This is a genomic window from Maridesulfovibrio bastinii DSM 16055 (genome assembly GCF_000429985.1).
Lineage (GTDB): Bacteria > Desulfobacterota > Desulfovibrionia > Desulfovibrionales > Desulfovibrionaceae > Maridesulfovibrio > Maridesulfovibrio bastinii.
The window spans coordinates 71,891-85,789 of sequence record NZ_KE387015.1 but is presented as its reverse complement, the minus strand read 5'-3'; the positions used below and the strand labels follow the sequence as shown (position 1 = coordinate 85,789).

The window sequence follows — 13,899 nt, the reverse complement described above, 5'->3', positions numbered from 1 at the left end:
TGAATGCCTTCATCTGCTTTGCAGGGAATCCTGAGTAAGAGGGATGTTCACCTGAAATGTGGTTCCATATCCCAGAGTGCTGGAAACCCTTATTTCTCCACCATATTTTTTTATGATCCCGTAGCAGATGGAGAGCCCCAGCCCGGTTCCCCTGCCGACCTGCTTTGTGGTGAAGAAAGGATCAAAAATTTTATTTTTGATATCTTCGGGGATTCCTTCTCCGGTGTCGGAAACCTCGATTGAAAGATTTTCTTTGATTTTTTCGGTGGTAATAGAGAGTGTGCCGCCATTTTTTTCCATGGCATCAAGGGCATTATTGATGAGATTAAGCAGCACCTGCTGAGTTTCCGAAGGGGAAACAGTCACTTTGGGTAGAGTTGAGGAAAGTCTGGTCAGTATCTCAATGTTGCTGAGGCGCGAGCGCTGTTTAATGACAGATATAACCTGCGTTATAAGGTCATTGATGTCCGTAACCTTCAGGGCGTCATCAGTTTTTCTGGCAAAGCTCAGAATCTTATGGGTTATTTCACGGCAGCGGCGGCCCTGAGTCTTTATCTGTGATAATGCCTGACGCATTTCATCAAGGTCTTTGATATCGGTATCGTAATCTTCAAGGATATCTTCTATCCATCCGGCCTCTTCAATCATAATGGCGACCGGATTATTGATTTCATGTGCTATGCCCGCAGCAAGTTCACCAACTGAAGCGAGTTTTCCCGCTTCTATAACCTGAGAGTTCATGATCTCTTTTTCGTGATCGGCCTTTTTGATGTGTTTGATGGTTCTGCGCGAAAGAAGCAGAGCCATGACTACGATTGCCAGACATCCAAGGGCCATGAGCGTGAAGAGCATGAAGTCGGTACGGTAGAGCTCGCGGAACGCTTCGCCTTCCTGCTGCATATAGACAAGGAGCCACTGGGAATCTTTGAGGGGGGCGATTGTATAGATGTAGCCTTCGTTGGTAAGAGTGCTGACACCGGAATGTGAGATGCCCGTATTGAAAAATACTGAAGCTGCACCGGACAATCTGATTTTTGTGTTCTTGTTCAGAGCTTCATCACTGGTCTGAAGATTTCCAGCGTTGTTTATGATGAAAGCCGCGCCGGTACGTCCACTCCGAATGTTTGCTACAACCTTGTTAAAGGCTTTAAAATCAATGGTTGAGCGGATGATGTACGGCTTGCCGTGAATGGCGACCCGAACGGAAATTATAAAGTGCGGCTGCTCCCTGAGACCTAGAAAAACGTCACTTATATAAAATTTGCTCTTCATGGCCTTGACAAACCACTCTCTATCCTTGTAATTCGCCCGCTCTAGCCTAAAAGGTCCTGAGTAGGCTGTCTGGATTCCGGAACTGTCGATGACGCCGAGGTCTACGAAAATTTTACCGTATCCCTCACGGAGAATATTGAGTTGCGCGGCTATATAAGAATCGTCGGTCAGGAGGTCCCGGTCTGCACTGGAAGCAAGTGAGCGGATATTTGCCAGACGTTCATTCAGAAAAGTGTCGATAGTCTGGCCGTGGCGGGCGACCATTTCCTGCAGATAGGCAACAGTCTTTTTTTTGTAGGAAGCATTAAACTGGTAAGCCATCATGCCGAATGCCAGCAGTGAAGGAACAATCGACACAATTATGATTGTTAATATTATGTTACGGTATAGGGCCTTGTAATAAGGTTCGCTTCCTTTTGGACCTTTCATCGCTTTTACTCCCTGGGGCTTCAAGTTTCCTCACAGGAGTAAAGGCAAACGATATGCCAAAAGAAATAAAAATATAATTTGTTGTAATTATTAATTATTTGCTTTTAGAAATATCCTCATTAAGACTTTTGGGTGTTGAGTTGTTTTACACTCTGTAAAAAAAGTGTATAGGCAGATTAATCATTGTGAAGTCGATTGCCCCTGCGGTTATATGTGCGGTATAGCTTTTTACTGACAATTGATGTACTGCAACTTGGGGTCGGACTGAATTCCTGCTGGGGGAGCAGGGTTAAATTTTATGTTTCAAGGAGTGAAATATGAGTAAAACTGTTCTTGTTAAGAAAATCCGGGAAAAGCTTGATATGAGCGCTAAAGATGCCGGTGCTGCACTTGATGCTGTGTTGGATTCAATTGAAGAAGGTCTTAAGAATGGTGAAACCATCACTCTTACAGGCTTTGGAACATTCAAGACTGTAGAACGTTCCGCCCGCACAGGTCGTAATCCTCAGACCGGTCAGACCATTCAGATTCCTGCTTCACGCGGAGTTAAATTCTCTCCCGGAAAGTTCCTCAAGGACGCTGTAAAATAGCTCTTTTTCTTAAAGCTAAAGGGCCGCTTCCTTTAAAGGAAGCGGCCCTTTTTTTGTTGTTAATTAAATTTATTCTGATTAGGCACTTGAATAATGCCGATTTCGTTATCAGGAGACCCCGATGTTCAGTAAATGGAGCGCACCCTTTGGATATAAAGACGTTCTCAAGATAAGCCTTCCGCTGGCCGCAAGCATGGCTTCTACAACCATTATGCAGTTCACAGACAGAATTTTTCTGGGAAATTATTCTGTTGAAGCCATTGCAGCGGTCCTTCCGGCCGGTATTTTATCCTTTTTATTTATATCTTTTTTTATGGGGGTCTCAAGCTATGTCAACGTCTTCATAGCCCAGTACACCGGTTCTGGAAGATATAGTAAGGTCGGCTCAAGTCTCTGGCAGGGAATTTATTTCTCACTTATTGCCTGGTTCATTATGTTTCTATTAGCATTTGCCGCCGATCCACTGTTTGCCATGGCTGATCATCCTAAGGAAATTCAGGATCTTGAAAAGGTTTACTATACCATACTTATGTTTGGTGCGGGGTTGCCTGTTTTTGATTCCACTCTCTCCGGTTTTTACTCCGGAAGAGGTTTGACCAGAACAGTTATGGTGGTGAATTTTATTGGCGCATTGGTTAATATCCCGCTCGATTACGTTCTTATCAACGGATTGTGGGGTTTTCCCGAAATGGGCATAAAAGGTGCGGCAATAGCAACTGTGACTGCGTCCGCAGTAATCGTCGGCCTTTACCTGAAGCTGATTTTTTCTGATGAAAATGAAAAAATGTATAGTGTCAGATCAGCGTGGAAACCTGATCTGGAGCTTTTTCGGCGTTTTGTCAGATACGGTCTGACCAACGGTGTTCAGTTCTTCGTGGATATTTTTGCAGTTACATATTTTGTATATGTATTGGGAAGACTAGGTAAAATTGTTCTCGCTGCAAGCAATATTGTTTTATCCATAGACGGCCTTTCATTTTTCCCAGCTTATGGAATTTCTATTGGAGTCAGTTCTCTGGTGGGACAGGCTCTTGGGCAGAACAGACCTGAAATGGCCAGAAGGGCGACTATATGTGCATTCCACATTACTCTGGTGTGGATGCTGCTGATGGGAATTATATATGTTTGTTTCCCGGATACGCTCATCGGTTTCTTTCGTCCCAATGATGTTTCTGATTCAGAATTTGGTGCCGTCCTTGAGCATGGCAGAATATATATGGTTTTTATGGCCTGCTATGTATTGATGGATGGTATCGTGCTCACTTTTGCCGGAGCCTTGAAAGGAGCCGGAGATGTTTTTTATGTCCTTAAAGCCGTTACCGTTGGTGGATTGCTGGCTTTAGTTCTGCCCTGCCATCTTGGTGCTAACTATTTGGATTTTAACTCCACAGAATTGTGGGCGGTTTTTACAGCTTATATTTTTGTTCTGGGAATCTTCTTTGTGCTTCGGTTCAGAGGAGGGAAGTGGGAAAGTATGAGAGTTATAGATTAAAAAAAAGTCCCCGTGCTGATACAGCTCGGGGACTTTTTTTTAGAATCAGGATACGCTTTCGGGAACAAGCATTTCCGGGCGGACTTTATGGATGAATCCGTATGCGAACATGCAGATCAATCCTTCGGCCAGCATGATCGGGATGTGGGCATAGATAATAGCCTGTGCCGCTTCGATAAAGCTGTCATCAGAAAAAGATAAGGCCGCAGCCGTCATTATTGAAGAGCCTGCAATGGAGAGTGCTCCACACAGAAATGTTCCTATGCTCATGTACTTTCCGCCCCTGCTGACAAGACCTTTAAAGAGAAAATAGAAAATTACCGCAGGTAGAGCCATATCGGCTGTGTTGACCCCTATGGAGGTCAGACCGCCGTACTGAAAAAGGACAGCCTGAAGCAGAAGTCCTGTCAGTATAGCCGGGAATGCAGCCCAGCCAAGCATAAGCCCCAGCAGTCCGCTCATTATGAGATGCGCGCTTGATGGTCCAATGGGGATATGAATAAGTGAAGCCACAAAGAAAACTGATGAAAGCAGGGCTACTGTCACCAGTTTCTCGGAATCGATTTTTTTTAGTCCCATCCATGTTCCTGCAGCAGTAATTGCGAAGCCTACTGAGATAACAGGCAGAGAAAGGACTCCTTCAGAAATATGCATACCAGTGTTAACCTCCGGTGAAGCCACTCCATTTAGTTGTTACTATAGATAAAATGAGAACAAATTTTGATTACAGTATTTAATTAAAGGTTAATAAGTGAATACGTTTTAGAAAACTATAACACAGGACTAAGGGTGTCAACTTGCAAGGGGAGATTGCCTTCTGGTGATTATATTTATTCTGTAATTATAGATTCTTAGAGCGTATTAAATATTTACTGTCAGAATTACAGCTTGAATTTACCTTATATTATATATGTAGGGTTAACCGATTATTTGTTCTAAGTATTTTATGCGACCTTGGTGGCGCTTTATGTAAATTAATAATTCTTAATAATTAAAAATGTTTAAATTTCAGATTATTACCATGTATGGCACATGCATTGCTTCTTTGAATGAAGGAGGAAAAATATGCATGCTTCAGAAAAGATATGTAAATTTTTGAAAAGAGCCTTTGATCTGTTGGTCTTCGGTGGATTCACGGCATTTCTAATCTTTTCAGGCTATCAACTGAGTATGTTTATTAAACAATATTCTCCTCAGCTCCAGAAGATATACAGCCTCGCCTCAAAACTGCTTTGATTCTTCAGCTCCGTAACTGCTTATTTGAAATTTTCCACTTATGCTTGTTGACAAGGGAAAGTTCAGGAAGTAGTTTTAAGGAAATTGAAATTCAATATCAAAAAGGTGGGTCATGGAAAACATAATAGTTCTCGCAATAATTATAGTGGCGGCATTTTTTTTACTCAGAAAATGGTTTGGTCCGGGAAAAAGTTCCTGCGGGTGCGGATGCTCGGGATGCTCAGAAAATTCCAGCGACAAATGCAACTCTGCCATTTTGGAAGATTACCATTCAAATCATCCTAAATAAAATTACTTAATCTACTGATTTTTAAAAAACGAATTGCTTTAAGCAGAGCTGGGTCGAATAGACCCAGCTCTGCTTTTTTTAGTATAAAAGAATAAAAGAAGTATTTAATTTGAAATTAAAGATAAAAATTCGTTTTTGTGAAATTTTAAATAAAATAAAAAACAAAATTGTGATTTAGAGTGTGTTTTTTAACTCTACAAGAAATTAAAAGGTCTTTTTGAGGTCTTCAAAAATATGCAGAACTGAGGCTGTTTTATCTTAGTCTCAGTTTTGAGACTTGAAAAAAAAACTATCAGAAAAGTATTAAAATAATGAATATTTATTTTATAAAAATTATAAATAGTTGATTTTTGTATTATAAAATTTTCGAATTTAGTTTTGATATAATTAAGACTCTTGTTTGAAAAGGTTCAAATTGACTCACAGTTTAGATTAAATTTTTTTTTGAACACTCTTTCTTGCTGAAATTGTGATCGAATTGTGTTAGCTAATGGTTACTTTCAGGTAGTCAGAAGGTTACATGTTTGTTTCTTCTGACATTTTGGTTCTCTTAACTCACCGGTTTTTCCTTACAAAATAAGAACAGGTCTCAGTAAAGAGTGTCTCCTGTTGGCAGCTACCGGGCTGTCCGCAGGTTTTTTATGGACATTCGCAAGACCAAGGGAGGGGAAGTGGCCAAGAAAAAGATCAGGTTCATGTGCACTGCTTTCCGTGACGGATTTCAATCCGTTTATGGCGCCCGTGTAAAAACAGACGATTTTCTCCCTGCTGTAGCTGCAGCGAGAGAAGCAGGAGTCGACTGGTTTGAAGCAGGTGGCGGAGCGCGGTTCCAGGCCCTCTACTTTTACGCTAATGAAGATGCCTTCGACATGATGGACAGGTTCCGTGAAACAGCAGGACCTGATGCCGATCTCCAGACCCTCGCCAGAGGTGTCAACGTCGTTGGCCTTGAGTCCCAATCAAGCGACGTTATCAAAGCGCATGCTGATTTGTTCGCCAAACATGGCATGACAACAATCCGCAACTTTGATGCGTTAAACGATGTCAACAACCTGATTTACAGCGGGCAGTGTATTAAAGATGCCGGCTTGAAGCATCAGGTGGTTGTTACCATGATGGAATTGCCTCCGGGCTGTTCCGGTGCTCATGACGCTGCTTTCTACGAAGACACTCTGCGCAAAATTCTTGATGCCGATATTCCTTTTGATTCGGTCTGTTTCAAGGATGCCTCAGGTACTTCAACCCCTGCAAAGGTCCACGAAACCATCAAAAGGGCTCGCAAAATGCTCCCTGAAGATGTCATGCTCAACTTTCATACCCATGAAACAGCAGGCATAGGCGGACTTTGTTACATGGCGGCTATTGAAGCCGGCGCCGATGCTATCGACCTTTCCATGGCTCCCACCTCCGGCGGAACATGCCAGACTGATGTTGTGACAATGTGGCACATTCTTCGCGGCACTGATTACACCCTTGATGTTGATATTGATAAAATCATCAAGGCTGAGGATGTTTTCCGTGACTGTATGAAAGAGTATTTCCTGCCGCCTGAAGCCACCAAGGTTGATCCTGTTATTCCATTCAGCCCTATGCCCGGCGGAGCTCTCACCGCAAACACCCAGATGCTCAGAGACAATGGCCTGATGGACCGCTATCCTGAAATTATCCGGGCGATGAGTGAAGTTGTTCGCAAAGGTGGATTCGGAACATCGGTAACACCTGTTTCTCAGTTCTATTTCCAGCAGGCTTTCAACAACGTGATGTTCGGACCATGGAAAAAGTTTGCTGAAGGATACGGCAAAATGGTTCTCGGTTATTTTGGTAAAACTCCGGTCGCCCCTGATCCGGAAGTTGTCCAAATGGCTTCTGAACAGCTGAACCTTGAGCCTACTTTGAAAACTCCTCTTGAAATCAACGATGCCGATCCCAGCAAGGGTCTTGAGCAGGCTCGTAAACGTCTTGAGGATGAAGGCCTTCCTGTTAATGATGAAAATGTATTTATTGTCGCCACATGCAAAGATAAGGGTATCACCTATCTTAAGGGCGAAGCTCGCGAAAACATCCGTTATAAAAAGGATGTAGAAGCAAAGCAGGCTGCACAGATTGCCGGAACTCCACAGGGAGGAACCGGATCAGGTACTGTAAATGTTGAAGTTAATGGCAAGAACTACACTGTAAAAGTTGACGGCGGCAAAGCCGAACTTAACGGTAAGGTCTTCAACATAGGTGCCGCAGGCGATGCTCCGGCTTCAGCTGCTCCAGCTCCTGCCGCAGGAGTAACAGAGCCTGTAGCCGCTCCTATGCCGGGTCTCATCATCAGAATTGATGTAGCTCCTGGAGACGTAGTGGAAGAAGGACAGACTGTTCTGATTATGGAAGCTATGAAAATGGAAATGGAAGTTAAGGCTCACAAGCCCGGAACTATTTCCGAAATTCTGGTTTCAGCAGGGGAGCAGGTCCAGCAGGCTCAGACTCTCATCAATATGTCCGTTTAGCTGACGACACTACAAGCTCACAGGAGAGTTTCTCATGCATCAAGTGATGTTCAGCTTTGACAATGTGATCAATAACGGTGGAATAAGTCTGGCTCTATCTGGAATGGCGATTGTTTTTGTGGCTCTGGCTCTTGTCAGCTGCTATATTGCTCTGATCCCGAAGATTGCCGGATTCTGTAACAAGATAGTTCCGCCCACAGTTCACCGTGAAGCTCCTAAACCTGCCTCCAGGGCGGTTCAGGATAATCAGACAGAGGCCGAAATTGTAGCCGCAGCCGTGGCTTATCTGCAAAAAAATAAGAGCTAAGGCAGTGTCGGTGTTCAAACCGGTATGCGCCCAATAAGTACGCCATGGATATATTAATCAGTTTCTTGCATTCAACGGGATTCGCATCGATGACCTGGGGCAATTTCATTATGATTGTCATCGGCATCGTGTTCATATCCCTAGCGATCATAAAGGACTATGAGCCGCTGCTGCTTCTTCCGATCGGTTTTGGTGCCATTGTTGGTAACATACCTTCGGTAGCGGGCATGCCTTTGAGCGTCTATGATGACGGCAGTGTGCTTTCATACATTTATTATGGAGTAACAAAAGGAATTTTTCCACCGCTTATCTTCCTTGGAATTGGAGCTATGACCGACTTTACGTGCATGCTCTCAAATCCGAAGCTTATCCTTTTGGGTGCGGCTGCACAGATAGGTATATTCCTTACACTTGTCGGAGCCTTGTATTTCGGCTTTTCACCGGCAGAAGCCGGGTCAATCGGTATTATCGGTGGTGCAGACGGACCGACAACAATCTTTTTGTCGTCCAAGCTGGCGCCGCATCTTCTAGGGGCAACCGCTATCGCGGCTTATTCCTATATGGCTCTGGTACCGGTTATCCAGCCGCCTATTATGAGGCTCTTAACAACTAAAAACGAACGCCTTATCAGAATGGCTCCTCCTCGTGATGTAACCGCCCGTGAAAAGATTCTTTTCCCGATCGGTGGTTTTCTCATCACTACGCTTATGGCTCCGGGAGCTCTTTCTCTGGTAGGTATGCTTTTCTTCGGAAACCTGCTTAAAGAAAGCGGAGTTACAGAACGACTCGCGGAAACCGCCAGAACCGCTCTGATTGACTCTGTTACAATTCTGCTGGGTTTTTCTGTCGGAGCATCCACTCAGGCGCAGACATTCCTGACTCATGACAGTTTATTTATTTTTGCACTCGGTGCCGCTTCATTCTGTATTGCTACAGCCGGCGGTGTTATCTTCGCAAAAGTGATGAATCTGTTCTTGAAAGTAAAAATCAACCCGCTGATCGGAGCTGCCGGAGTTTCCGCTGTTCCTGATTCTGCCCGTGTTGTACAAAACGTTGCACGAAGTGAAGATCCGCACAACTTCCTGCTTATGCATGCCATGGCACCCAATGTTGCCGGTGTCCTTGGTTCTGCTGTTGCTGCAGGTATCCTGTGGTCTGTTCTCGGCTAGCAGCGAACAGTCTAAGTTATTTAAAAAGGCCCGTCTTTGACGGGCCTTTTTTTGTATTTGCTTTCAAGGTCTCAAGATAGTTAAGCCTTAATCTGCATTTGGAATATTAAAACAGGCTTAAAGTTAATTTTGAGCTGCTACTTTTCAGACTGAGTGAGTCTGATTTAGTTTGGTTTTGAATCCTGACGTGTTGGAATATGAAAAAGAAGATAAGCTATAGAAGTATCTTACTGGAATGCTTAAATCTCTATCCGTTTAATTTTAATTAAAATATGCCTTATAAAAGCCAACTTATTTAAAGTTATTTTTATTTTAGTTTCATTTTTGAAAATAAATTTGTAAGTTTTTGAAAATAAAGACTGTTTTTAAAATTGTTATTGTAATGATTCTCCCAATTGTGATATTTTTAGAAGATAAAGCTGGATGTGCAATATTCTGTTAAAATCGTTTGTGAAAAAACACGCAAAATATATATGCTTAACTCTGGCCTTTTTGACTGAATGCGGGTAATGCCCGTCTTAAACACTTTTTTTTGATGATTTTATTTGGAGGATCAATCGTGGCAAGCCAGTCTACTTATGAATTTTATAAGGATGATCTTTCCAGCATACCGCCGTTGCGCGCTATGGCTGAAACTCTCCTTTGTGATAGAAAAATCAGAACTGTGACCGCAGCTGAGGCTTATGAAATGGCTCTCAAGCAGTGGGATGTAATGGAAACGGATCAGCCTGTTTATCCGGCAGCAGCCAAACGTCTTGGACTTAAAGAAGGCGCAAAAGTTATCAATAACTGTCAGGGTAAAATCGTTGGAAGAACTGCTCAGGCCCGTCGTTTTTATAATAAGCTGAATGGTCCTGATCAGCGCAAGGTTCTCGGTGACCTGCGTGAAGCTGTTTCAGATATGCAGAAACGTCCCTTGATTAAGGCAGAAGCTGTTGTCGGACTTGATCAGGATCTGATGATCAAAGCCACCATAATCGGCGGTGAAGATGATGCTGCAAATATTTTCAACTGGCTTGTTAATTTCACACCCTTTGATGAAGTCAAAGAAAAATATGAACAAAGCGCCAAACTTCCTATTCAGGATATCATAATCATAGGTGATAACCTCTGGCGTAATGAAGATCCTTTCTATCATAATCAGGGCTTTCCGCAGCTTGCTCTCGTAGATGAAGACGCTAACGTAATTTATAATTTCGGAATGCGTTACTTCGGTGAGCGTAAAAAGGGTACCCTCACACTGGCTTGGACCTCAGGAATCAGGGTCGGTATGGCTGCTTGTCATGGCGGAATCAAGGAAATTGATTTCAGCGGCTGCAAAGACGAAGACGTCAAGTCCATCGGCAAACGCTCAATTGCCTTCTTCGGCCTTTCCGGAACAGGAAAATCATCCCACACCAATTCGCATGACAATGGCGGAACTCTTCCTGAAGGCTTCAACAAGAGTGTTCTGCATGATGACGCTTTTCAGATTGATATAGAGAACAGAGTCTGCCGTGCGTGGGAGCCTACTCTTTTTGATAAAACCGACTCAAGACCAATCGGACATCAGGATTGGGAATATGTCGTTTCCGTAATGAACCACGGTGCCATCAATGTCGATGGTAAAATTCTTCCCCTCGGTCAGGATCTCCGCAACCCGAATGGAAGGGCGCTTATAGACCGCGATCTGCTGGGTAAATACGTTAACCGTTGTTCATTCCCGGAAACAATGTGCTGGCTCATGAAGGATACCTGCCTGCCACCGGTTATCAGATTTACAGATACATATCTGGCCGTTGCTATGGGTGCCGCTCTTATGACCAAGCGTAATCTTGCCGAAAACGTTTCCGAAGAAGAACTTAAAAAACTGGTATTTATACCTTATGCCAATCCCTTCCGCGTATATGATCTCTGGAAGGATGTTGAAGCATTTATAAATGTTTTTGATCATGGAGCTACAGGATACAGCTTCAACTCCATCGGTTTCTGGAAATCTTCAGATGCTGATCTCAGAGCAATTCCGCTTCAGACTTCACTTACTCTCCAGTCACTCATCCTTATGGATAAGCTTGAATGGGAAGACTGGGATCTGCTGCCGGGATCACAGATTCCAAAGCGTAACTGCATGGAAAAAATTCTTCCCGGATACTACGATGATTACAATCCGGCACATGTAAATAACGAAAGTGAATATGTGCAGACTCTCAAGGATAGATTTGCTCAGCGCAGGCAGTTCCTTGAAGGTACACCCGATCTCAACTGCAAATCCGATCTGCTTTCAAAGCTGACCAATGCTTTGCAGATAAAAAGTTAACCTGCTTTAAGAATGTTATGAATTTAAGATGCCGGAGCAGAGTTTATCTGTTCCGGCATTTTTTTAAGAGACTGGCAAAGCTCAATAAAACAAAAGCCCTGACCGGATTGAATTCGGTCAGGGCTTTTGTTTTTTATTCGAATTATATTTAGAATTTCTGTAATCCGTCTTCATTGAAGTCAAGGGTGTCGGAACCTGTTCCCTGAGGCAGTCTAGGGGTCTTACGGCGTGACCTTGAAGCTGAACTTCGGCTGTTTTCAATATGGAAAAAGCTTATGGTATCTGAAAGAACCTGTGAATGACTGGCCAATTCCTGAGAGGATGCACTGACTTCTTCTGATGTTGAGGCACTGTGCTGAACCGTCTGATCAAATTGTTGCAGAGCTGAATTCACCTGCTGTGCTCCGGAATTCTGCTCAGCACTGGCGGCTGAAATCTCCTGCACAAGTTCAGATGTCTGCCTGATATCAGGTACGATTCGGTCGAGCATTTCTCCGGCATTTTCAGCAATAGAAACACTGGAGCTTGAAAGTTCGCTTATCTCTGATGCCGCGTTACCGCTTCTTTCCGCCAGCTTACGAACCTCAGCAGCTACAACAGCGAACCCTTTTCCATGTTCTCCTGCTCTTGCTGCTTCAATTGCGGCATTAAGAGCCAGCAGGTTGGTTTGTCTGGCTATTTCTTCAATTATTGAAATTCGGTCGGCGATATCCCGCATTGCAGAAACTGTTTCTTTAACGGCTTTACCACTTTCCAAAGCTTCATTTGCTGTTTTAAGGGCTATTCTTTCGGTAGCACCGGCATTGTCAGTGTTGCGGGAAATACTGGCCACGACCTGCTCCATTGAAGCTGCAATCTCTTCCATTGAAGAAGCCTGTTCAGTCGCTCCCTGAGACATCATCTGAGCAGTGGAACTCAGTTCATCACTACCTGATTTAACTGACTCTGATATCTCCTGTACTGTTGAAACCACAGATTCAACTTTAGCTACCATCTCATTAGTGGACTCTGATAGTTCAGCCAGCTCATCGTTACCGACAACTCTTGCTTTTGCAGTGAGATTGCCTTTGCTGATTTCTTTCATGACCTTAAGAATTCTATTCAGAGGGGCGATGATAACTTTCGTTGTTGTCAGCATTATGGCAATGACAAGCACTGCTATTGCGCCAAGTCCAAGCCATAGGCTTTTCCAGGCCATCGCTGTGCTTGCGGCATAAATATCAGATTGGTTTACTGTGGAAGCTATTGTCCATCCTGTTTTGGGGTTTCTAACCCAGATCATTGTTTTTTTTATGCCATTGTATGCGTAATCCGAGATGCCGGATGAATTCGTCTTTAAGGGTTTTGCGAATTCCAGATCGAACATGTTGAGTTTCAAAAGATCAGCTGTATTCGGATGAGCTATAGTCAGGCCTGATTTATCAAGCATGAACAGATACCCATGCTGGCCTATTTTAATCCCTTTAAGAAATTTTTCGTTGAAATCCATTACCTTGAAAGAAATTCCGAGAATTCCGTAAAGAGTGCCATGTTCTTTGATGGGGAAGGTCAGCAGAGCAATCGGTTCACCTGTTATGGGCGATTTGGCAACATTGGAAAGCACGATCTGACCGTTTCTGCTTTTCCGAATATTTTCTATGTAAGCAGACGATTTAGTGAGATCAAGACCTACTGAATCACCTCCTGAACCGTCAGCTTCAACAATTCCATCCGGAGAGATAATTGTCATTCTATTATAAGAAGGTGATTTCTTCATGTATGTCATGAGAAGGTTGCTGGCTTCTTTGAAAGATTTATTTTTAACAGCTGATATTATGAGTTCATTTTCTGTTAAAATTAATCCTTCCCTGCTGATATTCTCATACCAGAAACTAAGCTCGGAATCTGTTTTATCAAGAGTTGAACGCATCGAGCCTTTAAGAACATTTTCAAGGTTTTCAGCTCCGGTTGAGTAAGAAATCCAGGTTAGAACAGCTATGGCAAGGATCACAAATGGTATTATTATACCTATGAATTTAGTCCTGAGGTTTAGTTTCATGATTTAATACCTGTTAAATTTGATTTGTAGGAGTTAATGTGACGGAATGATTAAATTATCGTTAGGTATTGAGTTAGGAAAGTTGTAAGAAATAATTTGTGGCAATATAGCATTCATAATAATGCAATTCAAGCTCCAAATATTAATGTAATAGTCTCTATGCTGATATACTGCTAGCAGTTCTCTGCTACTTAGCGATATACCATAGTAAAGTTATTTAAATTTTCTTTAGAACGTTTACTTTAATATATGTGTTTTGGAAATGGATTATATGATAAGTGAGTGT

Annotated in this window: 10 protein-coding genes; 7 read left to right on the top strand and 3 right to left on the bottom strand. The window is 43.0% G+C overall.

Annotation, left to right across the window (positions count from 1 at the left end):
• Positions 1 to 9: 9 nt before the first annotated feature.
• The gene (locus G496_RS20165) at positions 10 to 1,701 is read right to left on the bottom strand and encodes a sensor histidine kinase (RefSeq protein ID WP_034633702.1); all 1,692 of its coding nucleotides are present in this window, start codon (positions 1,699 to 1,701) and stop codon (positions 10 to 12) included.
• Between the two features lie 317 nt (positions 1,702 to 2,018).
• Here G496_RS20165 and G496_RS0116535 point away from each other — a divergent pair, with 317 nt between their 5' ends.
• Complete coding sequence (locus G496_RS0116535; RefSeq protein WP_027180244.1) at positions 2,019 to 2,291, top strand: HU family DNA-binding protein; 273 nt, start codon at positions 2,019 to 2,021, stop codon at positions 2,289 to 2,291.
• A 121-nt stretch (positions 2,292 to 2,412) separates the two neighbouring features.
• Positions 2,413 to 3,783 (top strand): MATE family efflux transporter, encoded by a 1,371-nt coding sequence (locus G496_RS0116530; RefSeq protein WP_027180243.1) that lies wholly within the window; start codon positions 2,413 to 2,415, stop codon positions 3,781 to 3,783.
• A gap of 45 nt (positions 3,784 to 3,828) precedes the next feature.
• Here G496_RS0116530 and cbiM read toward each other — a convergent pair whose 3' ends face one another.
• The gene (gene cbiM, locus G496_RS0116525) at positions 3,829 to 4,437 is read right to left on the bottom strand and encodes a cobalt transporter CbiM (protein WP_027180242.1); all 609 of its coding nucleotides are present in this window, start codon (positions 4,435 to 4,437) and stop codon (positions 3,829 to 3,831) included.
• Between the two features lie 694 nt (positions 4,438 to 5,131).
• On the opposite strand from cbiM, the gene G496_RS20995 reads away from it, so the two are divergent.
• The 5 genes from G496_RS20995 (at position 5,132) to G496_RS0116495 (ending at position 11,575) form a co-directional block, all read left to right on the top strand.
• Positions 5,132 to 5,308 (top strand): FeoB-associated Cys-rich membrane protein, encoded by a 177-nt coding sequence (locus G496_RS20995; RefSeq protein ID WP_084407601.1) that lies wholly within the window; start codon positions 5,132 to 5,134, stop codon positions 5,306 to 5,308.
• A gap of 641 nt (positions 5,309 to 5,949) precedes the next feature.
• Positions 5,950 to 7,803, top strand: a complete 1,854-nt coding sequence (locus tag G496_RS0116510; RefSeq protein WP_084407600.1) for a biotin/lipoyl-containing protein — start codon at positions 5,950 to 5,952, stop codon at positions 7,801 to 7,803.
• 34 nt (positions 7,804 to 7,837) lie between these two features.
• On the top strand, positions 7,838 to 8,110 hold the full coding sequence (locus G496_RS0116505; RefSeq protein WP_027180240.1) for an OadG family protein: 273 nt from the start codon (positions 7,838 to 7,840) through the stop codon (positions 8,108 to 8,110).
• 89 nt (positions 8,111 to 8,199) lie between these two features.
• Entirely contained in the window at positions 8,200 to 9,279 is a 1,080-nt protein-coding gene (locus G496_RS0116500) for a sodium ion-translocating decarboxylase subunit beta (protein WP_245577947.1), read from the top strand.
• 559 nt (positions 9,280 to 9,838) lie between these two features.
• Positions 9,839 to 11,575: a phosphoenolpyruvate carboxykinase (ATP) gene (locus tag G496_RS0116495; RefSeq protein ID WP_027180238.1), complete on the top strand. Its 1,737-nt coding sequence runs from the start codon at positions 9,839 to 9,841 to the stop codon at positions 11,573 to 11,575.
• Between the two features lie 148 nt (positions 11,576 to 11,723).
• Here G496_RS0116495 and G496_RS20160 read toward each other — a convergent pair whose 3' ends face one another.
• Positions 11,724 to 13,613: a methyl-accepting chemotaxis protein gene (locus G496_RS20160; protein ID WP_051295117.1), complete on the bottom strand. Its 1,890-nt coding sequence runs from the start codon at positions 13,611 to 13,613 to the stop codon at positions 11,724 to 11,726.
• Between the last annotated feature and the right edge of the window lie 286 nt (positions 13,614 to 13,899).